The sequence below is a fragment of the Erysipelatoclostridium sp. MSK.7.34 genome (genome assembly GCF_019041935.1).
GTDB lineage: Bacteria > Bacillota_I > Bacilli_A > Erysipelotrichales > Coprobacillaceae > Thomasclavelia > Thomasclavelia ramosa.
Window position 1 is genome coordinate 28,574 of sequence record NZ_JAHPYJ010000007.1, and the last position, 23,047, is coordinate 51,620.

The following is a 23,047-nucleotide window of genomic DNA, read 5'->3' on the forward strand; positions in this document are numbered from 1 at the left end:
TATCTCTACTTTATATTGAAACAAAAAATTGTCTTAAATGCAAGCGATTAATCGATTATTAACATAATGTTAGTGATTTTACTTAAATTGACAATGTTTTGGAAACTCATAAGATACTATGATATTTTAAGACAGATATGGTATAATACCTTCGTAAAGTAATAAAAAGGAGCAAGCATGGTTAATTATCCAAATATGAAAAAAACAACTGTTCATCAAACAAAGCTAATTGATGGAAAGTTAAATACTCGTCATCGGGGAATGAATTTAGAAGAAGATTTAAATTTGACTAATAAATATTATTTAGCTAGAAAAATCGCAAATATTCATAAAAAACCTACCCCGATTCAGATTGTTAAAGTAGATTATCCTAAAAGGTCTGCAGCTAGAATTGTTGAAGCATATTTTAAGACTCCTTCAACCACCGACTATAATGGGATATATAAAGGTAAATATCTGGATTTTGAAGCAAAAGAAACTAAAAAACAGAATTTTCCTTTTACGAATATTAGTGTTCATCAAATCGAACATTTAAAAAGCGTGATTGAACACCAGGGAATTGCTTTTGTAATTATTGCTTTTACCCATCTAAATGAGGTATACTTAGTTAATGCATCATATGTAATTGATGCATACTATCAACCTGATCAAAAATCTATCTCTTATCAAACGGTTAAAGAAAAGGGACATTTAATTGAACAGGGATTTAATCCCCGCTTAGATTATTTAAAGATAATTGATCAGTATTATTTAGGAGGTCACGAAAATGACAGATAGCCCTACAAGAAAAAGAAAAACAAAGAAAAAATTAAATTGGAAAAAAGTCGCTACATCTCTAGTAGTTGTAATTTTAATAGTCTGTTTAGGCATGGGTTGCTTCTTTGCCTGGTCAGTATACAAAGAAACCGATGATTTCTCAGCTAAAAAATTACTTTCTGGGGAAGCGAGTAAGATGTATGATATTAATGGTGAATTAATGTATACATTTGGTAGTGACACAAATGGTAAACGTGAAAACGTTACTTATGAAGATTTACCACAAGTATTGATTGATGCCGTTGTTGCCGCAGAGGATTCTCGTTTCTTTGAACATAACGGTTTTGATTTACCACGTATTGCTAAAACAATGATCACTAACTTAGCTCATTTAAGTATTCGTGGGGGAGGATCAACAATTACTCAACAGGTAATTAAAAAATCTTACTTTCCAAAAGAAGAACAAACTTATACGCGTAAACTAAGTGAAATCATTCTTGCAATTCAGGCAACTAAAGAAATTAGTAAAGAAGAAATAATTACTTTATATTTAAATAAAATTTATTTTGGCCGCAGCACTAGCTCAATCGGAATTGCTGCAGCTAGTAAATACTATTTTAACAAAGATGTCTCACAACTTACGCTTCCAGAAGCCGCTCTATTAGCAGGAACATTGAATTCGCCAAGTGCATATGATCCATATTATAATTTAGAAAAAGCGACTCAACGTCGAGCAACAGTTTTAAATTTAATGGTTGATCATGGGTACATCACTCAGGAAGAATGTGATTTAGCAAAACAAGTAAAAGTCGAAAATACTTTATCACAAGGTATTACTTCTTCTGACGATGCTTTAGCTGCTTATGTAGATATCGTCACTAAAGAAGTTAAAGAAAAAACTGGCTTGGACCCTGCAGAAACTCAAATGAATATCTATACATATTGCAATCAAGAAGTACAAAAAATGGCTACAGCAATGGCTAATGGTGAAACTTATAAATATAGCGATGAAGATATGCAAATGGGTGGTAGTGTTCAATCTACTCAAGATGGTCGGATCATCGCCGTTATCGGTGGACATAACTACAAATCCGGTGATTTAAATAAAGCTACCGTAAAACAACAGCCTGGTTCATCAATGAAACCACTATTAGATTATGGTCTTGCCTACAAATATCTAAATTGGAGTACTGTTAATACTGTTAAAGACGAGCCATTGACTCTAGGCGGTAAAACAATTAAAAACTGGGATGGTCAGTACCATGGTTCAATGAGTATTTCTGATGCCCTGCTTAATTCATGGAATATCCCAGCCATTACAACTTTCCAAGAAGTAAAAAAAGCAGCTGGCAGCGATGCGATTATTAAAGACATGGAATCTGTTGGTATCGATATGTCTGACCAAGATAAAGAATTAAGTGATACTTATGCAATCGGTGGCTGGAAAACCGGTGTAAGTCCAGTTGAATTAGCTGGTGCATATGCAACGATTGCAAATAATGGTAATTATATCGAATCTCATACAATCAACTATGTTGAAGTTGTCGAAACAAATAAAACCGTCAAAATTGATGAAGAATTGCAAAAAAATGTTACTCAAAGCATTGGTGAAGACGTATCTTTCATGATTCGTGAAACAATGTTAAGCTATTCAAGCAGTACTACAGGAAGTTATTCATCACTAAGCGGACTTGATAACGTTGGCGCTAAGACAGGAACGTCTAACTGGGACAGTACTAGTCCATATGTTAAAGCAGGCAAGAGCCGAGATTTATGGATGACTGCTTACACCCCTGACTATACATGTTCAGTATGGATGGGATTTGATACAACAGGTATCAAAAAAGGTAAGAATACTTCTGACTATAAAGCTTATCCAGCTAAAGTAGTCGCTGAATTACTAAAATACTTACAAAAAAATACAACCGACAAAAAATCATATCCTGAGCAACCATCTGGTGTTGAACAAATTCAAGTTGTTGCGGGAACATATGATAGTCCGACTGCTAATACACCTGCTAGTCAAATCTTAACAGGATGGGCTAAAACAGGATATGGTCCAACTACAGCAGCTAAAGACCCTGAAATTAATACTTTATCAGCATTCGAGGCTTCTATTAATGGTAATGGTAAAATAGATGTTAGCTTTACCGCCTATGAACCTGCAAATCCTGACATTGTCTATGTTGTTGAAATCTATGATGAATCAAATAATCTTTTATATAGTACTAAATTGACTACAAATAGTGGTACGATTGATTATGCCCCAACCGGTAAAGTAAAGGTTGTTGGATATTATGCATATTCAAGCGGTAGTCCAACATCTAATAAAATCGAAAAAACAATTGGTTCAAGTGCTAAATTAGATAAAGTAAATTATTCAATTACTTCCGGTGGTTCTTCTATTACTAATGGTTCGACCACAGCAACCAGTTCAGTTGCAATTAAAGTAAACGCTCAAAGCAGTAGTAATACGATTACGATTCAATTTATGAATTCTTCAGGAGGAACAATTGGTTCACCTAGTACCTTTACAGGTAGTGCAACTAAAGAATTCGCATTAACACCAGGTGCTCAATATACCGTTAAAATCACTGAAAGTGATGGTACTAATACAGTTAGTGCTTCAATCAGTTTTACTGTTGGTGGTAATTCAAACCCTGGAGAATAATAATAAAAATATCAGCTTTTAATAAAGCTGATATTTTTATTAAAAAGACATCCTCAGGCGCCTATAAGTATTTATTTTTAATCGGATCCTTACACATATCAACCAGTTTACATTCTGTACAACTAGGGTTAGTTGCTTTACAAAAGTATCTTCCAAAGAAAATAAATTGATGATGGGATTTATTCCATCTATTTCTTGGTATAGAACGACATAGTTTCTTTTCAACAGTTAAAACATTGTCATCTCTTTTAGCAAAGCCTAATCGTTTAGAAATCCTTTCAACATGCGTATCAACTGCAAAGGCTGGTATATCAAATGCTACAGAACGCACAACATTTGCTGTTTTACGACCTACCCCCGGTAGACTCTCTAATTGTTTTTGATCACTTGGTACAATACCATCAAACTGCTCAATTAAAACATGTGATAATGCTAGTAAGTTTTTAGCTTTGTTTCGATAAAGTCCAATGGTTTTAATATCCTGCTCTAATTCCGGTAAACTAGCTTGACTTACTGCTTCAACAGTCGGATATTTTTTGAATAAATTTTCTGTCAACTGATTAACTTTTTTATCTGTTGTTTGTGCTGATAACATTACTGCAACCAATAATTGAAAATCACTTTCATGATTAAGTTCACAATAAGCATCTGGAAACAATTCATCAAAATATTCTAATACTCGGTTAGTTTTTTCTTTATTCATTTTCCCACCATTTATATTCACTAATTGGAACTTTTCGCTGTGGTTGTTCACTTTCAACATAGCGTTGTTTAATACCATTTTTAGCCCAATTATTCAATATCCCTTCTACATATCTAAAATTAAGAACTTGGCTCTTCACTGCCTCTTTTAAGGCTTTAACAATCATTTCATCACTATAATCGCTTTCTTTCCAATCTTTAATAATATTTAATTCAATTGGTGATAAAGGTCGTCCAAATTGTTCTTCAAAAATAGTAACAATATTAAGACTCTCCTCCTCTTGTTTAGCACTCGCTGATTCATGATCTTGTAATAGTTTATCTTCAAGATGATTCAAACTAATTGAACCAGCTCGGTTATAAATAAGTTTTTTATTTAATAAACTTTGTAGCACCTTATTAAGATCATGACTTGTCAACATCGAATAATTTTGAATCATCTGTGGCGTTACTGTCTTGATCCCTGCTTCCATTAAAGTATAAATAAGCAGCAAAATATGACATTCATTACCGTCAATCTTTAATTCCTTTGCGCTTAACACCAGTAGTCGTTCAATATTAATGCATTTACTTTCAACTAAACTCTTTAACATCATTCTATCCATTATCAATTCGATATGCCTTTACGAATTCCCCATTATCAATTCCATAAAAAGCATAAACCAGTGAATCCTTTCCTTGATACATTAAACAATAGACAAAGATTTCATTTTCATAACCAACTGAAACTTCACTTGGCTCCTGTTTATATTTTTCTTTAAATGCGTTAATACATACTTGTTGATCCACTACATCACCACTATAAGATTTAATTAATTTATATTTTTCATCAAAAACTGCATATTGTTGTTTTTTGCCCTTGGTTGCACGAATAATATAGTAACTTTTATCACTATTATAGCGGTCAAAATACTTAACATTACTATAATTATTCTCTTTAACAATAACATTTTCAATACTTGTAATCTCATTTTTATGTTTTGAATAGGGAACATGAACCCAAAGCATATAAAAACTAACAACTATTAAAACTAAAACTAAAAAAACAATTAATATATTAAAACGATTTTTTCGTAAAAATTTCAAAATAACACCAACTTTCCTCGCTTAATTATTATACTATCAATTATCATAATATAAAAGAAAAAATCTCTAAAAGAGATTTTTAATCACGATCATTACCTATAACGATCAATACAATTCTTAATAATGACAGTACCGTCGACAACATCGCTGCCACATAAGTAAACGCCGCTGCTGATAACATTGATTTAGCCCCACTATATTCATCGGTAGTGAGATAGTTAGCTTTTAAGATTCTTAATGCTCTTGAAGAAGCATCAAATTCTACTGGCAAAGTAACAATTTGAAATAACAAGATTCCTCCCATTAAAAATACTCCGATCCAAGCAACACTTGTATTTCCCATGATCAAACCAATAAATACAGCAATCCATCCCAAATATTGTCCAACATTGCATAATGGCAAGATAGCATTTCTAAATACGAGCGGCTTATAACCAACTAAATGCTGGATTGCATGCCCACATTCATGACTAGCTACCGCAAGTGCCGCAATCGATGTTCCATCATGAATTTCACGTGACAAATTGATTGTCTTATTTCGAGGGTTGTAATGATCAGATAATTTTCCATTAACAACATGAATTTGAATATCACTCAATCCATTTCGATCTAAAATTTCTCGTGCAACCATCGCTCCGGTTATACCTCGGCTATTGGGGATTCTTTCATAGCGTTTATATGCACTATTAACTTTTATTTGACCATATATCATAATTAATGATCCAATAATAACTAATAAATACCCAAACATATAATAGCTATTCATTGGAAAATAATAAAATGGCATATATATCAACTCCTTTACACTCTATTATACACTATATTATTAACTTATTATTAATAAAATAAAAATGCAATGATTAATTCATTGCATCTTTCAAACGATTACTAGGTTTGAATGTAACTGTCTTGCTTGCAGGAATGACCATTTCTTCTTGAGTTTTTGGTGAAATTCCTTTGCGAGCTTTACGATCATTTACTTTAAATGTTCCAAATCCAGAGATTAAAACTTTATCTCCTTCAACAACACTACGCGTAATTGTATTAAAAACTGTGTCTACTAAAATTTCGGCATCTTTTTTAGTTAAGTTTCTTTCTTTAGATACTGTTTCGACTAACTCTTTCTTGTTCATAACAACCTCCATAATTCTAATACTTCGAAAGTATAACATTAAAAAGTACCGATTTCAAGCACTTTTATAGCACAATTGCAATTACATTACTTTTGCCCTTATTAACAATTTTTGACAAAATATCATGCAGTCTTAAACTGGCATTTTCAGGGATTGCATTTAGCTTAATATACATACCTTCTTCAATCAAATCACCAAGTTTACGACCAAATACATCACAATCAAAAATCGCTTGTTTATCATTTCCACTAGAATTCAAATATTCAATAAATGCTTCTGCTTGTTCCCTCGATCCAATAATTGGTTCAAAAGTACTTTCAATATCAACTTTGATCATATAAGTAGTTCCTGCTTTAGAAACAAGTTTCATCCCATAACGAGGTCCTTGTTTAATAATTTCTGGATCACTCAACTCAATTTCATCTAACTTTGGAATTGCATAACCATATCCTGTCTGCTTTACCATTCTAATAGCATTTGAAAAACCTTCATATTCTTTTTTTATATCTACTAGTTCTTGAATAAAGGTTAAGAAAGTTGCCTGATCAAATCCTTTATCGCCAATTATTTCTTCTAATATTTCATTATATAGCCCTTCACGTTCTTCAATTTTTAAAGTAGCACTTGAAGTAGTTGTATCTATTCCTGTTAAGTAAGCTTTATCAACAAAATCATATTCGCTGATCGTATCACCAATCCGCTCTACATCTTTAAACTTTTTAATTGATTGTAATGATTCTTTTAATGATGTATCTAATGTTTGTTTTAACCAATGACTATTTGACATCATTGCTAACCATTTAGGTACCTCGATACGTACTTCACTGATTTTAAATTCATATAATGCATCTTTTAATAATGAAACAATTTGTGGTTCTTCCATATTTGTAACATCCATAGATAGAACTGGAACATCATATTTAGCGGTTAAACGTTCATACTCTTTTTTACAAGCAGAACTGTTGACATCTTTAGTATTAATTATAATAATAAACGGCTTATCAATGTCTAATAGTTCTTCAACAATACTATCAGTCGCTTCATTATAATTAGCTCCTGGAATATCACAAATACTACCATCACTAGTTATAACGATTCCAATTGTTGAATGATCTTGTATAACTTTTTTCGTTCCGACTTTGGCTGCTTGATCAAATGGAATTGATTCTAAATACCAAGGCGTTTTAACATAGCGTATTCCTTGATCATCTTGATATCCCTTTGCTCCTTCAATAACATAACCAACACAATCAACTAGTCGGACATTAACTTTAAAATTCTCATCCATTAACATTTCTACTGCTTGATTAGGAATAAATTTAGGTTCTACAGTCATAATCATTTTACCTTTACCAGACTGTGGCAATTCGTCAATGGCACGCAGTTTTGCATCTTTATCTTCGATATATGGAATGACCGCCATTTCCATAAAACGTTTGATAAATGAAGATTTCCCACTTCGAACCGGTCCAACCACCCCTAAATATATGTCCCCATCGCACCTTTTTGCGATATCATGTAAGATATTTTTCGTTTCCATTGTAAACTCCTCTCTTCGTATTATTTATATGAAATATGCCTATATTTAGAACACATCTAATTATTAATTTGGTATAATTGATAAAGGAGGTATTTCCATGTACTCATATTTAGAATTAGAGAATAAATCTTTTGAAGATTTTTACTTGAAATTTTGCGGGATGCAAGAATGTAAACCTAATTATTCATATGGTCCAGCTGTTCGTCCAAATTATCTATTACATTACTGTCTCTCCGGTCAAGGTGAATATCACGTTAACAACCAAGTATATCAGATTAAAGCAGGTGATGCTTTTTTAATAATGCCAAACGTTGTCACTTATTATCAAGCCGATCAACATGAACCTTGGACATATTTATGGATCAGCTTTGATGGTTCTAAAACTCGTCAATATTTAAAACGATGTAATTTAGATGAACATAATCTTGTAGTTCATTGTGATTATATCAATGAATTGAGAGAAACAACGATTGCTATTCTTGCACACAATAAACTAAGCTATAGTAACGAGTTATTTATTCAAGGACAACTGTATACCTTTTTTAGTTTTTTAGCCAAAAGTGCTAATATTACTTATAATGATAATGTAGCCCCTAACTACAATCCATATGTTGATAAAGCAATTGAATATATTCAAAATAATTACCAGGAAATGGTAACAGTCAACGAGATTGCTGATTACCTTTCTCTCAACCGCAGTTATCTAACAACATTATTTAAAAAGCATCTTCATTTATCACCACAAGAATTTTTATTAAAGTATCGAATGATGCGCGCCGAAGATCTTCTTACTAATACTGATCTTACAATTAATCAAATTGCCTTCTCTTGCGGATATTCTAACCAATTATCTTTTTCAAAAGCATTTAGTAATTCACATCAAATGGCACCACGTGATTATCGTAAACAATTTAAATTAGTTGATAATTCAAGAATGAATGATCCTCATAAACGCAAAGAATAGATTATTAGATCAATCTATTCTTTTTATTAATTATTATTGCTTTTATTCATGTAAGTAATTGCAATTATAATATATTAATAATGATTACTATTACCTATTTAAAAGAATTAGAAAAGTTAAGTAGTATTTGCGAATTTGTTTATACTAGATCTTTCCACCTGAATTTTGTCCAATTTACAAAATGACAAGTTTAAAATTGTTAGAAGCCAATAATGTGAAAACGAGAGCAAAAGGAAATATTCACCGATACACTAAAGATTACCTTCATTTATACGTTTGTCCTACCAGAGCAAGTGATACACAAGATGATCAAATTAAGGCTTCAAAATGTATTAACGCACACCTGTGATTAAATGCCATTTCTATGGTCCCTTATGACTATCCACCACGAAATAAAGAAGTTAAAATGCTTAATGAGTTAGGTTATTTAACCTGAAGTAAAGCAAAACAAGAAGTAATAGCTCAAAATCTTTCAAAACAAACAAGCAATCCTGTTATTAAGCAAATAGCTAACACTCTAGTCAAATCTAACCGATTAATAAATGAAGACATTGCTCGTAAATCAAGATTTATGCTACCTCAAAGTTTATATACTTGAAACTTTTTAAACAAGTTATTGAAAAATGCTAAAAATGACGTGAGAAAGATTTAATTAATAAACTACTAAAAAATTCCTTGTAATGAAAAAAGCTAATTTAAACATATATCAAATAAAGATTCATAAATTAATAAAATATAAATTGCTTTTTAATTTAATAAGCGTTATAATTAAATAGTAATGATTACTATTTAATAAATTTGGAGGAAAAGAAGATGAAATACGTTTGTAAAATTTGTGGATTTATTTATGATGAAGCTACTCAAGATGCTAAGTGGAATGATTTAGATACTGATTGGGTATGTCCGGTTTGTAAAGCTCCAAAAGAAAAATTTGAAGCAGTAGCAGAAACTAGTACTAGTAAATATGCGGGAACAAAAACTGAAAAGAATTTAATGGAAGCCTTTGCTGGTGAATCAATGGCTCGTAATAAATATACTTTCTTTGCTGAAGCAGCTCGTAAAGAAGGATTAGAGCAAATTGCTGCAATTTTTGAAGAAACAGCTGATCAAGAAAAACAACATGCTAAAATGTGGTTTGCCGCATTTCATGGAATTGGAACAACTGATGAAAATCTAGAAGCAGCCGCTGCAGGTGAAAATGAAGAGTGGACTGAAATGTATGCAAGAATGGCCCAAGAAGCACGTGAAGAAGGTTTTGAAGAATTAGCAATTAAATTTGAAAATGTTGCTATCGTTGAAAAATCCCATGAGAAACGTTATCTAAAATTATTAGAATCATATAAAAACGGCACAACATTCAAAGGCGATGCCCCAAAAGGATGGAAATGTCGTCAATGCGGATTCATTTATGAAGGAGATGAAGCACCTGAACATTGTCCTACATGCGGATATCCTAAAGCCTTTTTTGAAAGAATGTGTGAAAATTACTAATAAGAATTAATATAACTATTTTAAAAAGATGTAATTAAATATAATAATTAAATATTTGGATTGATTACTTTATAAAGAAATCAATCCTTTTAATTTATGACTTTTTGATTATAATATTCTAAATCCATACCTATAAACTATTTTAAATCTGATTAAAAACTTCTCATCTAAACAGTTCTCTTTGATATATAAATACCCCACAAGCTAGAATAACGGTTTACCGTAGAATAGCTCTACACTTAAGCCTGTCTTATCCAACTGGTGAGGTTTACTCAGGATTATTATATTTTTGCTTTTAATACGTAGATTCTAGATAAATAATCTCCATTAGTCCCATCGTATTTTTCTTTATTTTCACCGCAAGAACTATCAGTTGTAATTAAACCCAAGTTCATTAATTCATCACCATAATGAACTGTATTATTAAGATTAACATGATATTCTTTATCCGGATCTAATCCCAACAGCTTTACACGACGGTAACCAACATTAACTTCCTGCAAAGTACGATAATATCCAATAATAGCAGTATTCTGATCCTGTGATACAACCATCCAAACAGTCTCATTACCTTCAAATGGACTTTTTAAACGGTAAAACGTTCCAAACTGAATAATCTCCCGATAGTCCTTCATAAAGGTGATTTCTTCTTTAACTTTTATCTGTTCATCCATGCTTAATTTATTAAGATCTAATTCGTATCCAAAAGTACCAAAATAAGCAACATTTGCCCTTGTTTCAATCGGTGTATTTCTCAACAACTGATGATTTGGCGCTGCCGATACATGAGCTCCAAGACTCGAAACAGGATATACCATTGATGTTCCATATTGGATTTTCAAACGTTCTAGCGCATCAGTATCATCACTGGTCCAACATTGTGGTGCATAATACATCATTCCTGGATCAAAACGAGCACCACCACTAGCACAAGATTCAAATAAAATTTCAGGAAAACGACTTGTTAACAATTCATATAACTGATACACTCCTAAAATATATTCATGCATAACTCGTCCCTGACTCTCACTATCGTGACAACTAGAGTAAACTTCTGTCATACAGCGGTTCATATCCCATTTAATATAAGAAATATTTGCTTTATCAATTACTTCTGTCATCATATTATAAACATAAATAACGACTTCTGGATTTGAAAAATCTAATACAAATTGATTACGTCCATGACTACTAGGACGGTTTGGTGTTTCTAAAATCCACTGTGGATGATTACGATATAAATCAGAATTTTTATTGACCATTTCTGGTTCAAACCACAAACCAAACTTCATTCCCAGATTATTTATTTTTCTTGATAAACCACTAATTCCACTTGGTAATTTTTGTAAATTCGGATACCAGTCACCTAACCCTGCAACATCATTATTACGTTTACCAAACCAGCCATCATCAAGAACAAATAACTCGATTCCTAATTTTTGAGCAGTTCCAGCAATATCCATAATTTTTTCTTCATCAAAATCAAAGTACGTTGCCTCCCAATTATTAACTAAAATAGGTCGTACTTGATCACGATATTTCCCACGAGCCAATCGTCTTTGATAAAGTTTGTGGTAAGTTTGTGACATTTTATTTAGTCCATCATTTGAATACACCATGACTACTTCCGGAGTTTGAAAACTTTCTCCTTTTTCAAGACTCCAGCTAAAACAGTGGGGATGTATTCCCATCATCACTCTTGTAACATCATAAGTATCAACTTCAACCTGAGCTAAAAAATTCCCACTATATACAAAACTAAATCCTAAAACCTCACCAGCATATTCATTACAATTTTCACGCTTTAAAGCGATGAAAGGATTAAAATTATTACTTGAACATCCTCTTAGAGAATATATAGATTGAATTCCATGCTCTAGCTTTCTCTCCTTAATGCTCCTTTCACGAGCCCAAGCACCTGTTAATTCAATCATCTCATATTCTTTGTCGGGTAAATCAAGTGACATACTCATCACTTGCTCTAAAGTTATTTTTTGTTCACCGCAATTTTCAATGTAAGCATTTCTTGTAATTACCGGCATATTTTCAAAAATTGTGTAACTTAAAATAATTTTTGAATCAATTATATTATCATATAAAGTTATTAATAAAGTTGTTGCTTCATCTGGTGATTCAACATATGTCGCGGGTAATTTATCTAATTTAGGCTTACCACTTATAATAGTATGCCCCTGATAGTTAAACGAAATGATTCGACTACCATTTGCTTGAGCGATTTCAATCGCAGGGTGACGCATATCACCAGAGCCATAAGCAGGATATTCCTGTTTAATATGTTCTAAAGAAAATGTTAAATCGCCTTCAAAAGCACATGATGCCATTGGTCGCTGCATAGTTTCAAATAAATGATCAAAATTTTCACGATCTTTGATTGCTTTACCATAATAAAGTTGTCCTAATTGATTATTTTTTAAAATTTTAAAAATATAACTTATCTCTTGATTATATAAATGAAATATCTTAGTTGTTTTATGAAATTTAATTGGCATATTTCTTCTCCTTTAAATCAATAATCGGTTCATTTGAATTTTTTATATCTTCCGTTACATCATCAAGAATCATCTGATTTTCTTCTTTCCTTAAAGCGATTATATTCATAATTCTTTGATAGTACGCTCCGTTTAATTTGTAATACTTTTTATAAATAATATAACTTATTAGCACTAAAATAATTGGTAATGCAACCATAATAATACGCATTCCATTTTGAGTTGCCATAGTTTGAGAAGCTCCAGCAACATATCCTGTGGCATCTAAAGCAAAACCTGTAAATAAAGCACCCATAGCTGAAGCAAATTTTACTAATAAGGTTTGAATTGAAAAAATTACAGACTCATTACGTGTCCCTAGCTTATATTCTCCATAATCTACAACATCGGCTAATACTACTGTCACTGTACCTAATTGTAATCCAGAACCGAATTTGACACAAATCCCTGCTACTGCTGTTAAAATATAATTTTGCGGAGCAATAAATCCTGTTACTAATAAAATGATTAGACCAACTACTGGTATTCCACTAGCTAAAGCATACACCTGTTGTTTACTTAATCTTTGAGATAACTTTGGAAAGATGATCAAACCAAAAATCTCTGCAAATCCTGCAAACATTGTAAAAACAGAAAATAATCCCTTATTGCCTGCAACATAAATAAAATAATAAGTTTGAACCCCAGCAATACAATTCATTCCAAAATTAAATGTTAAAATCGTTGCTATTGCTACTAACAGCTGATCATTTTTACGAATTATTTCGAACATCTTTCTAAACGAAGTCTTTTCTGGTTTCTTTGTTTCTACTCGATCAGCTGATTTAACATTAACTACAGTAATTCCCACAGTTACAATAAAAATAATGGCAATGACAATAGCAAAATTTGTATATCCCACTTGAGCATCACCATTTCCAAGGAAATCCATGATTTGTAATCCAAACCCACCAACTAACAGAGAACCCCCAATCGATGCAAAAATTCTTGGAATAACAGCTACACGATCTCGTTCTTCTGGATTTGATGTTAAATTAGGTAACATTGACCAATATGGGATATCCATGACGGTATATGTCATTCCCCATACGATATACATAATAGCAGCAAATATATACAAACTAGTTCCTGATAATCCCCAATCAGTAAATAAAGCAACTAAAATAATTGCATTAACAATAGTTCCAATTGCTAACCAAGGTCTAAATTTACCCCATCTACTATGGGTGTTATCAACAATCATTCCCATACCTAAATCATTCCCATACCTAAATCATTAACAGCATCCCAAAATTTTGCTAAGAAAAACAATGTTCCTACAAATGAAGCTGATAATTTAAGAACATCTGTAAAATACAACATACAATAAGTAAAGATAATTCCACAGCACATATCCTTACCAATTGCGCCTACCCCATATGAATATTTTTCCTTAAATGATAATCTATCATTATTCATTTTTCTATCCCCTTTCAACGATAATAAATGGTTCATTTAAATTAACCATACCATATCTATTAACAGTTATATTTTTACGATTTAAATTTGTAAAAACAAACGGTGTTGCATCAATACAACGATGTTTTTTTAATATTTCTGAATCAAAAGTTAACAAAATATCACCCTGTTTAACAACTTGATCAGGATCTACAAATATTTTAAAGCCATCCCCGTTTAGTTGATTCGTGTCCAAACCCACATGAATTAGAAAATCTATTCCTTGACCTTTCAAAACAATTGCATGCTTTGAAGAAAAAATAAAATTTATTTTACCATCAATTAGTGCGACAACTCTATTACCAGTTGGAAATATTACAACCCCTTCTCCAGTCATTCCTTTTGAAAAAACTTCATCAGGACAATACTCTAAAGGATAAACTTTTCCTTCTATCGGACAATTAACTTGAATTTCCTTTTTAAATACTCCCATCACTTTCCTCCTCAGTTTACTGTAAGCGCTTCTATATCGACAATTATAACATTTGGATATATTTATAATAGTATTAGATGTATTTTAAATATGTCAATTTGTTATATATTCCCTAATTACAAAAGGAAAGTAATTGAAATAAATTTATTTATTAATATTATATATTTTCAAAATACAACATTAAGACATATTTTTATAACATTTTAACTAAAATTATAAAGTAGCTTTTTTATTTTTTTACCTTTAACTTTAAGATTCATTGTATTAGAATAAACCACGAGGTGAATTATTAAATGGAATTTTCAAAACGAATGGAACTTTTTCAAGAAAGTATTTTTACAATTTTAGCAAAAAAGGCAGCATTAAGACGTGAAAATGGAAAAGAAGTAATTGATTTTAGTACGGGTACGCCAAATATTCCCCCTACCAAAAGAATAAGAGAAGTGCTTGCTAATGCTGCCCTAGATCCTAAAAACTATGTTTATGCGATTAATGATTTACCAGAATTAATCAAGGCTGTAATCGCTTGGTATAAAAAACGTTATGAGGTCATTTTAGAAGATGATGAAATTTGTTCATTACTGGGTTCTCAGGAAGGCTTAGCACATCTAGCAATGACATTGATCAACGATAGTGACATTGTCTTAGTTCCTAATCCTAGCTATCCTATTTTTAAAGACGGGCCGTTGCTTGCTAATGCAAATATTGTCGATATGCCTTTAAAAGAAGAAAATAATTATTTGATTGACTTTGATAAAATTGATCCAACCATTGCTAAAAAAGCAAAATTTATGATTGTTTCATATCCTAACAACCCTACCTGTGCGATTGCAAATGATAAGTTTTATTTAAGATTAATTGACTTTGCTAAAAAGTATCAAATTATTGTATTACACGATAATGCTTATAGCGAACTATTATTTGAAGGCTTAGGTAGAAGCTTTTTATCATATCCTGGCGCTAAAGATGTAGGTATTGAATTTAATTCCTTATCAAAAACTTATGGGCTTGCTGGTGCTCGAATTGGATTTGCAGTTGGCAACAAAGCAATTATTGAACAGCTTAAAACATTAAAATCTAATATGGATTATGGCATGTTTATCCCTATTCAATTAGCAGCAATCGAAGCCATTACCGGTGAACAAAATTGTGTTATAAAAACAAGAGAGGCTTATCAGCGGCGTCGCGATATCTTTTTAAAATGTGCTCAAGAAATTGGCTGGAATATTAAAGAGACAAAGGGAACTATGTTTATTTGGGCAAAAATTCCCAGCTTATATCAAAAGTCAATTGATTTTGTTAATGATTTATTTGAGCAAACCGGTATTTTATTTATTCCTGGTAGTGCTTTTGGCAGCGAAGGAGAAGGATATATTAGAATTGCTTTAATTCAAGATGAAGAAATAATAAAAAAGGCTTTCATTAAAATGAAAGCAACTAATATTTTCAAAAATTAAATTTTAAATATCAATTAGCAAACCTCTTTTTGGTTAGAATCAAAAAGAGGTTTTATTGCTCAAACTACTTTTATCATTATTTATAGATATAATAGAAAAGCAAACCCGTTTGGGCCTTGCTTCATTATGTTAATTTTTCTTACATGTATGTAAATGTTGATAAAAAGCGCCTAATAGATTAGCATCATTACGATATTGACAAGGAACAACTACAGGGCGTGCAATTGGTGAATTAGCCTTTAATCCAGTTTGATACATTTCTTCTATATGTTTCTCAACTAATTCTAATAATAATGGTTGTGCTGAGATACCACCACCAATCGCAATTTTTTCTGGGTCGAAAAGTGCTTGTAAATTATAAATTTGAACAGCTAAACGATTACAGAATTTATCAAGCCCAGCAAGTACCTTTTTATCTCCACTATTTGCCATTTCAAAAATCTCTTTACCATTATATTGTTCTTTTGTTCCAACAGACTCTTGAACTGCCTTTAATAAGCCAGGAATTCCATTCGTAGCTGCCCATACACATTCAGGGTTATTGCCATCTTCCCCATTAGTCCGCATCCATGAAAATTCTCCTGAAGAGAAATGTTTACCAATATGAACTTTACCATCACGAACAATACAACCGCCTATTCCAGTTCCTAAAATTATTACAGCAGCATCATCAACATCTTTTAAACATCCAAATCCTACTTCCGCATTAGCCGCACATTTAGCATCATTACCAATCGTAATAGGCAACGGGCAACGTTCTTGTAAAATTTTTACAATTTCCATATCTTTTATATATTTATATGCACCACCAGTATAAGCAAAGCCCTTTTGAGGATCTATTGCACCCGGCATAGAAATTGCCATACCAACAATTTGTTCAGCATACTTATCATACAGTTCTCCAATTACCTCAACAAACTGCTCAATACTTTGATGAGGTGCAATTGTACTTCCTTTTTCAATAAACTCTCCCGTTTCATTTAATAAAGCATACTTGATTGAACTACCACCAATATCTAATGTTAAATAATTCATATTATCTCCTTTCATATTTCGCTCTTACTTTTAAGTATAACGATATTTCCAACAAGATTCAATAAATTATCAAAACACGAAAATAGATACACATTTGTGTACCTATTTTTTACTATTTCACCATCGTGGCGGACGTGGTGGCGGTCCTGGGGGTCGTGGCCCTGGTCCTGGGGGACCTGGCTGCCATGGTGGTCGTGGTCCCGGTCCTGGTGGGCCTGGCTGCCATGGTGGTCGTGGTCCCGGTCCCGGTGGGCCTGGCTGCCATGGTGGTCCCGGTTGCCATGGTGGAGGAAATAACCACCAAAACCAAAATGGAATAATTGGCTGCCGACTATCTAACTGATTATCAATCATGTAATATTCATCTTGAAGCGGATCCATTTAAACACCTCACTTTATTATACAATATGTATCCCTTTAAAGAAGGCATGGGCTTTTACCAATCAAGATTAACTTTTTTTCCTTTACGATAATATTCTTTATCATAATCATTAATTTCGCGAATTACTCGGCATGGTACCCCATAAGCAACAGAATTTGCTGGAATATCTTGGGTTACAACACTACCAGCTCCAATAACACTATTGTCACCAATCGTAACCCCCGGTAAAATAACACTATTTGCACCGATCCAAACATCATCCCCAATTACAATCGGCAATGAAAATTGCGTTCCACCTCTTCGATATTCCGGATCAACAGGATGACCAGTTACTGATAATGTAACATTTGGAGCAACCATTACATTGTTACCAATATGAACTTCAATATCATCAACAACAACCAAATTAAAATTAGCATAAAAATTTTCACCAATATAGGTATTACAGCCGTAGGCAAAATAAGCGGGAGCTTCAATCCATATATTTTCACCAGCATGGCCTAGTAACCCTCTTAAAATATCCTGTTTTTCTTTTTTATTATCAGGATGACAATGATTATACTCGAACATTCTTGCTTTACAATTTAATCTTTGACGTTCAATTTCTTTTTCATACTCTTGATCTTCTATATTTTCATGGCCAAATTCCCGATATAATTGACCGTTCTTCATTTTATCTTTTAATAACATATATCCTCCTTATGATAAACACCCAGCTAAGCTGGGTGTCATATCCTTAATATTATTTAACACGAACTAACTCTAAATAGCTAGTATCCCCTTTAAGTCCTGGTTTACCACCAGTAACTAAAATAAGTTCTCCCGATTCAACACCATTTTCTTTTGCAATGATTTCAGCATAATCCATCATACTTGAACGTGTTTTCATTGTTTTGCATTTTACTGGTTTTACTCCCCAGTTAATTGCAAGGGCTCTAGTAGTTGCTACTTCAGGTGTAGCAGCAATGATCCGAGCTTCAGGACGATAACGAGACATTTTTCGAGCAGTAAATCCACTTTCAGTAAAAGCAATAATCGCTGCAACTTGGAATTTAGAGGCAATTTCTGCAACTGACATACAAATAGCTTCAGATGTATCTTGTGGAGCAGTTCTTACAGCTTGACGATGTAATGCATCATAATCTAAGCTATTTTCTGTTTTTAAAGCAATCTTACTCATTGTCATTACTGCTTCTTGTGGATATAGGCCTGATGCAGATTCCCCAGATAGCATGATTGCATCTGTTCCATCAAAAATAGCATTGGCAACATCACTTACTTCTGCACGAGTCGGGCGAGGATTTTGCTGCATACTTTCAAGCATTTGAGTAGCAGTAATAACTAATTTTCCCATATCCTTACATTTCGTAATGACTTCCTTTTGAATCAATGGGACATCCTCTGCAGGTACTTCAACTCCTAAATCACCACGGGCAACCATAATCCCATCAGCTATTTTTAGAATCTCATCTATGTTTTCAACACCTTCGCTATTTTCAATCTTAGCAATGATTTGAATATCAGGTCGACCATTTTCAACCAAAAGTTTTTTTACATCAAATACATCTTGTGCACGTCTTACAAAAGAAGCAGCCACATAATTGAATGGTTGTGTACATCCATAAGTTAAATCATCAATATCTTTTGGTGATAGATAATCGAAACCTAATTTAATTCCCGGTACATTGATTCCCCTTTTATTTTTTACAATTCCGTTATTAGCACAAACACATACAATGTCTGTACCTTCAACATGATCAACTAGCAATTCCACTTGACCGTCATTTACCAAAATAAACCCACCAGGTTTTACATCCTTATATAATTCTTTATAAGTGATTGTAAAACGATCACTTGTTCCGACAATATCTTCTTGACAAATTGTGACAACCTGACCTTTTTTAAATTCAGTTGAACCATCGATAAAATCACCTGTTCTAATTTCCGGCCCTTTAGTATCTAATAAAATAGCAACGCTTGTATCCAACTCCTTATTGATTTCAGTAATCAAATCAATTTTTGCCTGATGCTCAGGATGAGTTCCATGAGAAAAATTAAGTCTCATTACATTCATTCCAGCTTTAACTAATTTAGTTAACATCTCTTTGTTATCTGATGCTGGTCCTATCGTACATACAATTTTTGTTTTACTCATTACTTCGTTTTTTAGCATATCGTCATTACCATCCTTTTCCTTCTCAATTTATCATACATGTTTATTATAGCCCATCTAAAAAACACTTGCGAGACTTTTGATAACATTTATCAAAAGATTTTTAGTTGATTAACGCTTACAAATTTCGAAAGCGTATTCAACATCTTCTTCACCTTTAATACAGTATTCTTCGAGTATTGGAGCACCCCAACTATCATCACCGCCAACACCCATTTGAGCAGCTAAAATAGTTACAAAGGTAAAATATGATTTTGGTAATTCTTCTTGATGCATTGCAGCTTCTAAAGTCTGCAAGCTATATGGAAGAACAGTTGCTTCGAATGGCTGATCGATCATTTTGAAACAAATTCCTTGATCTTTTTCATCAGTTATTGCTAAATAACGCAAATCACAGCGATTTCCACATTCTTGTGGAACTAAATATGGCGATAAGTTATCCTTAACAAGACAATCATAAACATCAATTTTTGCTCCATCCTTACGATCAATATAATTTTCTAAAGGTCCACGACCTAAATATTCAAAACGATCAACTTGATCATACAGTTTAAAACACATTCCTATTAATGGTAATTCTGGTAATCCTGCTTTTCCATGATAATGATAATCAACCCTAATAATACCTGGTGCCCGTACTGTAAAGACTATATCAACAGTAGTTGCAGGAATTACCGGTAAAGTATACTCAAAAAATACTTTTACACTACTATAATCAGAGGCAACTTCATAATTAAACTTAGTACAATTATAAAAAGTTGAAGCCCCAAACCACATTGAACTATTCACCTCATGTTTATACCCGCGTTCATTATCAGTTGATGCTCGGCTAAAAACAGGACGTGGAGCTCTTGCGATATATTCATGGTTCCCATATTTTAATGAAATTAATCCTTCACTATTAGCAAACATCACTTCAAAATCATTGTATCTTATACCGATATTACCATCACCAATAATAACTTTTAGCGGTTGTTTAGAAACTGAGAGCGGTTTATATTCACCAACTATAGTTTGACCGAAAGCAACTTCAAAACCAGCTTTAGCCCAAATTTGATCATCTTTCAATAAAGCACTAACTGTCTTAACAGCTTCTTTATCTAATTTTGTTAACCACGGAATCAATATTTCTTTAGAGTCTCCAGGTTTTACATCGGCTATGAAACATCCCTCCTGTAAAACTTTTTTACCTTGTTTTAATTGATAAACAAATTGATATTTACTAGTATTACTAAACATCATTTTATTTGTAATTATGACACCTGCATCTGTCGGCTTAATAATAATATCTTGATATAAATATTTAACTTCTTGAGCTTTTGGCGAAATAGTACGATCAGCAAAAACAATTCCATCGCCACAGAAATTATAATCAGTATAGCGTTCTTTAAAATCTCCACCATAACCAAGAACTTTTTCACCATAACCATTTGTATAGTACACTGCCTGATCAATATAGTCCCAAATAAAACCACCTTGATATTGAGCATACTTATCTTCTAAATCAGTATAATGTTTCATTCCACCTAGAGAGTTTCCCATAGCATGCATATATTCACAACTAATATACGGTTTTGCAGGATTGCCCTGTAAATATGTTTCAATTTCTTTCGCTTTTGCATACATACGTGATTCCATGTCAGTTGCTTCACAATAATCACGATTCCATACACAACCTTCATAATGAACTAAACGAGTCGGATCATTTTCTCTAAAATGATTAGCCATAGCAACAATATTTGTTCCCGCGTATGATTCATTACCACATGACCAAATTAAAATCGAAGGATGATTTTTATCACGTTGTAGCATTGTATTAGCACGATCAACAACGACATCATGCCATTGTGGCAGGTTTCCTGGAATATTCCATGACGGTTCACAAGCACCTAATTTTTGCCATGAACCATGACTCTCTAAATTTGCTTCATCAATTAAATAAATTCCATACTCATCACATAGATCATACCACAATGATTGATTTGGATAATGAGATGTTCTTACTGCATTAATGTTATGCATTTTCATAAATTTGATATCGTATAGCATATCCTCTTTTGTAATAGCCCGACCTTTATCAGCAGCAAATTCATGACGATTAACACCTCTAAAGACAATTCTTTGACCATTTAACTTCATTATCCCTTGATCCATTTTAAACTCTCTAAATCCAATTTTTTGTGGTATAACTTCTACTAAATTATCATCATGATCATAAACGGTTAACAATAGTTTATACAAATATGGATTTTCACTTGACCATAAATTAACATTAGTCAGTCCAAACGAAAAATTAGTTAATGGCAATTGCTTTGCTTGATAAATAATATTATTATTCTGATCATATAAAGCAGTATTTAGATAGCCCTCTTTTTTAGCAATTACATCTAAATTGACCGATACCTGGACATCTTTATAATTATTTTTTAAAGTAGTCTTAACAAACAGATCATTAATATGAATGTCTTCTATAGCATATAAACTTACATCTCTAAAAATCCCTGAAAAGCGCCAAAAATCCTGATCTTCTAACCAGCTGGCACTAGAGCGTTTATAAACCTCAACCGCTAATTTATTTTCACCATCTTTTAAAGCATAAGTTACATCAAAACTTGATGGCGTAAATGAATCCTCACTATAACCAATAAATTCTCCATTTAGCCAAACATAATAAGCCGTTTCAACTCCATCAAAAACCAGACGAGTTGTTTTATTCTTTAATGCTTCATTTACTTCAAAATAGCAAACGTAACTTCCTACAGGATTATCGTCACTTGATATATGTGGTGGTCTTAATTTCTCATGCCCATCCCATGGGTATAAAGTATTAATATACTGCATCTGATCATAACCTTGCATTTGAATATGACCTGGTACATCGATCATATCAAAATAATGACAATCAATATCCTCTTTATAAAAATCAACAAATCTTTCATTAGGATTTTTAGCATAATTAAAATACCAGCGTCCATTTAAAGACTGCTTTAATTCCATTGCATCTCCATTCAATGCTTTATCAATATCGAGATAATAAGAATGATCACTATAAGCATTTAAGCGATTTACCGCAAAAACTTTAGGATCTGCTAACCAATTTAAATCTGCTTGTGTTCCTTTCATAATAGCCTCCAATTTTACTTATATTTTAGTGAAATACATATATATTTTACTAAAATATAATAAATTTTTCAATTCTTTTAATAAGATAATTATT

At 32.4% G+C, this 23,047-nt stretch carries 20 protein-coding genes; 5 read left to right on the forward strand and 15 right to left on the reverse strand.

Annotation, left to right across the window (positions count from 1 at the left end; translation table 11 throughout):
• Positions 1–177 precede the first annotated feature (177 nt).
• Complete coding sequence (recU, locus tag KTF99_RS06690) at positions 178–777, forward strand: Holliday junction resolvase RecU (protein WP_003534420.1); 600 nt, start codon at positions 178–180, stop codon at positions 775–777.
• Entirely contained in the window at positions 767–3,427 is a 2,661-nt protein-coding gene (locus tag KTF99_RS06695; RefSeq protein WP_029482472.1) for a transglycosylase domain-containing protein, read from the forward strand. The genes recU and KTF99_RS06695 overlap by 11 nt, the downstream gene beginning before the upstream one ends.
• A 61-nt stretch (positions 3,428–3,488) precedes the next feature.
• Here KTF99_RS06695 and nth read toward each other — a convergent pair whose 3' ends face one another.
• From nth to spoIVA, 6 genes are all read right to left on the reverse strand, one after another.
• Positions 3,489–4,130 (reverse strand): endonuclease III, encoded by a 642-nt coding sequence (gene nth / locus KTF99_RS06700; protein ID WP_008792725.1) that lies wholly within the window; start codon positions 4,128–4,130, stop codon positions 3,489–3,491.
• Positions 4,123–4,734 (reverse strand): DnaD domain-containing protein, encoded by a 612-nt coding sequence (locus KTF99_RS06705; protein ID WP_003534424.1) that lies wholly within the window; start codon positions 4,732–4,734, stop codon positions 4,123–4,125. Before KTF99_RS06705 ends, nth begins: the two co-directional genes overlap by 8 nt.
• A complete protein-coding gene (locus KTF99_RS06710) occupies positions 4,727–5,215 on the reverse strand; it encodes a hypothetical protein (RefSeq protein WP_008792727.1) in 489 nt (162 codons plus the stop codon). Before KTF99_RS06710 ends, KTF99_RS06705 begins: the two co-directional genes overlap by 8 nt.
• A 79-nt stretch (positions 5,216–5,294) precedes the next feature.
• Positions 5,295–6,002 (reverse strand): zinc metallopeptidase, encoded by a 708-nt coding sequence (locus KTF99_RS06715; protein WP_008792744.1) that lies wholly within the window; start codon positions 6,000–6,002, stop codon positions 5,295–5,297.
• A gap of 73 nt (positions 6,003–6,075) precedes the next feature.
• Positions 6,076–6,348: an HU family DNA-binding protein gene (locus KTF99_RS06720; protein ID WP_008792745.1), complete on the reverse strand. Its 273-nt coding sequence runs from the start codon at positions 6,346–6,348 to the stop codon at positions 6,076–6,078.
• 64 nt (positions 6,349–6,412) lie between these two features.
• The gene (gene spoIVA, locus KTF99_RS06725) at positions 6,413–7,888 is read right to left on the reverse strand and encodes a stage IV sporulation protein A (RefSeq protein ID WP_008792746.1); all 1,476 of its coding nucleotides are present in this window, start codon (positions 7,886–7,888) and stop codon (positions 6,413–6,415) included.
• A gap of 97 nt (positions 7,889–7,985) precedes the next feature.
• On the opposite strand from spoIVA, the gene KTF99_RS06730 reads away from it, so the two are divergent.
• Both KTF99_RS06730 and rbr read left to right on the forward strand, forming a co-directional pair.
• Positions 7,986–8,852, forward strand: coding sequence for an AraC family transcriptional regulator (locus tag KTF99_RS06730; protein WP_020994201.1), 867 nt, complete (start codon positions 7,986–7,988; stop codon positions 8,850–8,852).
• 813 nt (positions 8,853–9,665) lie between these two features.
• The gene (gene rbr / locus KTF99_RS06735) at positions 9,666–10,343 is read left to right on the forward strand and encodes a rubrerythrin (protein WP_003534437.1); all 678 of its coding nucleotides are present in this window, start codon (positions 9,666–9,668) and stop codon (positions 10,341–10,343) included.
• A 281-nt stretch (positions 10,344–10,624) separates the two neighbouring features.
• Here rbr and KTF99_RS06740 read toward each other — a convergent pair whose 3' ends face one another.
• The 4 genes from KTF99_RS06740 to KTF99_RS06750 are packed head-to-tail and all read right to left on the reverse strand — an operon-like array spanning position 10,625 to position 14,783.
• Positions 10,625–12,853 (reverse strand): alpha-galactosidase, encoded by a 2,229-nt coding sequence (locus KTF99_RS06740; RefSeq protein WP_195991913.1) that lies wholly within the window; start codon positions 12,851–12,853, stop codon positions 10,625–10,627.
• On the reverse strand, positions 12,843–14,096 hold the full coding sequence (gene melB, locus KTF99_RS06745) for a melibiose:sodium transporter MelB (protein ID WP_254210103.1): 1,254 nt from the start codon (positions 14,094–14,096) through the stop codon (positions 12,843–12,845). The genes KTF99_RS06740 and melB overlap by 11 nt, the downstream gene beginning before the upstream one ends.
• Positions 14,097–14,104: 8 nt before the next feature.
• Positions 14,105–14,311 (reverse strand): MFS transporter, encoded by a 207-nt coding sequence (locus KTF99_RS17100; protein ID WP_254210104.1) that lies wholly within the window; start codon positions 14,309–14,311, stop codon positions 14,105–14,107.
• Positions 14,312–14,315: 4 nt separating this feature from the next.
• Positions 14,316–14,783, reverse strand: a complete 468-nt coding sequence (locus tag KTF99_RS06750; RefSeq protein WP_029482470.1) for a PTS sugar transporter subunit IIA — start codon at positions 14,781–14,783, stop codon at positions 14,316–14,318.
• Positions 14,784–15,076: 293 nt separating this feature from the next.
• Between KTF99_RS06750 and KTF99_RS06755 the strand changes: the two genes are divergently transcribed.
• On the forward strand, positions 15,077–16,240 hold the full coding sequence (locus KTF99_RS06755) for an aminotransferase class I/II-fold pyridoxal phosphate-dependent enzyme (RefSeq protein ID WP_003534445.1): 1,164 nt from the start codon (positions 15,077–15,079) through the stop codon (positions 16,238–16,240).
• A gap of 129 nt (positions 16,241–16,369) precedes the next feature.
• Here KTF99_RS06755 and KTF99_RS06760 read toward each other — a convergent pair whose 3' ends face one another.
• The 5 genes from KTF99_RS06760 to KTF99_RS06780 form a co-directional block, all read right to left on the reverse strand.
• Complete coding sequence (locus tag KTF99_RS06760; protein WP_008792750.1) at positions 16,370–17,275, reverse strand: ROK family protein; 906 nt, start codon at positions 17,273–17,275, stop codon at positions 16,370–16,372.
• 117 nt (positions 17,276–17,392) lie between these two features.
• Positions 17,393–17,656, reverse strand: a complete 264-nt coding sequence (locus KTF99_RS06765) for a hypothetical protein (protein WP_003534448.1) — start codon at positions 17,654–17,656, stop codon at positions 17,393–17,395.
• A 55-nt stretch (positions 17,657–17,711) separates the two neighbouring features.
• Entirely contained in the window at positions 17,712–18,347 is a 636-nt protein-coding gene (locus tag KTF99_RS06770) for a sugar O-acetyltransferase (RefSeq protein ID WP_008792751.1), read from the reverse strand.
• Positions 18,348–18,399: 52 nt separating this feature from the next.
• A complete protein-coding gene (gene pyk, locus KTF99_RS06775; protein WP_003534452.1) occupies positions 18,400–19,830 on the reverse strand; it encodes a pyruvate kinase in 1,431 nt (476 codons plus the stop codon).
• 111 nt (positions 19,831–19,941) lie between these two features.
• A complete protein-coding gene (locus KTF99_RS06780) occupies positions 19,942–22,953 on the reverse strand; it encodes a glycoside hydrolase family 2 TIM barrel-domain containing protein (protein ID WP_118248651.1) in 3,012 nt (1,003 codons plus the stop codon).
• Positions 22,954–23,047 lie beyond the last annotated feature (94 nt).

What these genes read in the sequence shown, in the direction of transcription:
- recU (WP_003534420.1), top strand. Translation starts at nt 178, where the DNA reads ATGGTTAATTATCCAAATATGAAAAAAACAACTGTTCATCAAACAAAG.
- KTF99_RS06695 (WP_029482472.1), top strand. Translation starts at nt 767, where the DNA reads ATGACAGATAGCCCTACAAGAAAAAGAAAAACAAAGAAAAAATTAAAT.
- nth (WP_008792725.1), bottom strand. Translation starts at nt 4,130, where the DNA reads ATGAATAAAGAAAAAACTAACCGAGTATTAGAATATTTTGATGAATTG.
- KTF99_RS06705 (WP_003534424.1), bottom strand. Translation starts at nt 4,734, where the DNA reads ATGGATAGAATGATGTTAAAGAGTTTAGTTGAAAGTAAATGCATTAAT.
- KTF99_RS06715 (WP_008792744.1), bottom strand. Translation starts at nt 6,002, where the DNA reads ATGCCATTTTATTATTTTCCAATGAATAGCTATTATATGTTTGGGTAT.
- KTF99_RS06720 (WP_008792745.1), bottom strand. Translation starts at nt 6,348, where the DNA reads ATGAACAAGAAAGAGTTAGTCGAAACAGTATCTAAAGAAAGAAACTTA.
- spoIVA (WP_008792746.1), bottom strand. Translation starts at nt 7,888, where the DNA reads ATGGAAACGAAAAATATCTTACATGATATCGCAAAAAGGTGCGATGGG.
- KTF99_RS06730 (WP_020994201.1), top strand. Translation starts at nt 7,986, where the DNA reads ATGTACTCATATTTAGAATTAGAGAATAAATCTTTTGAAGATTTTTAC.
- rbr (WP_003534437.1), top strand. Translation starts at nt 9,666, where the DNA reads ATGAAATACGTTTGTAAAATTTGTGGATTTATTTATGATGAAGCTACT.
- KTF99_RS06740 (WP_195991913.1), bottom strand. Translation starts at nt 12,853, where the DNA reads ATGCCAATTAAATTTCATAAAACAACTAAGATATTTCATTTATATAAT.
- melB (WP_254210103.1), bottom strand. Translation starts at nt 14,096, where the DNA reads ATGATTGTTGATAACACCCATAGTAGATGGGGTAAATTTAGACCTTGG.
- KTF99_RS17100 (WP_254210104.1), bottom strand. Translation starts at nt 14,311, where the DNA reads ATGAATAATGATAGATTATCATTTAAGGAAAAATATTCATATGGGGTA.
- KTF99_RS06750 (WP_029482470.1), bottom strand. Translation starts at nt 14,783, where the DNA reads ATGGGAGTATTTAAAAAGGAAATTCAAGTTAATTGTCCGATAGAAGGA.
- KTF99_RS06755 (WP_003534445.1), top strand. Translation starts at nt 15,077, where the DNA reads ATGGAATTTTCAAAACGAATGGAACTTTTTCAAGAAAGTATTTTTACA.
- KTF99_RS06760 (WP_008792750.1), bottom strand. Translation starts at nt 17,275, where the DNA reads ATGAATTATTTAACATTAGATATTGGTGGTAGTTCAATCAAGTATGCT.
- KTF99_RS06765 (WP_003534448.1), bottom strand. Translation starts at nt 17,656, where the DNA reads ATGGATCCGCTTCAAGATGAATATTACATGATTGATAATCAGTTAGAT.
- KTF99_RS06770 (WP_008792751.1), bottom strand. Translation starts at nt 18,347, where the DNA reads ATGTTATTAAAAGATAAAATGAAGAACGGTCAATTATATCGGGAATTT.
- pyk (WP_003534452.1), bottom strand. Translation starts at nt 19,830, where the DNA reads ATGCTAAAAAACGAAGTAATGAGTAAAACAAAAATTGTATGTACGATA.
- KTF99_RS06780 (WP_118248651.1), bottom strand. Translation starts at nt 22,953, where the DNA reads ATGAAAGGAACACAAGCAGATTTAAATTGGTTAGCAGATCCTAAAGTT.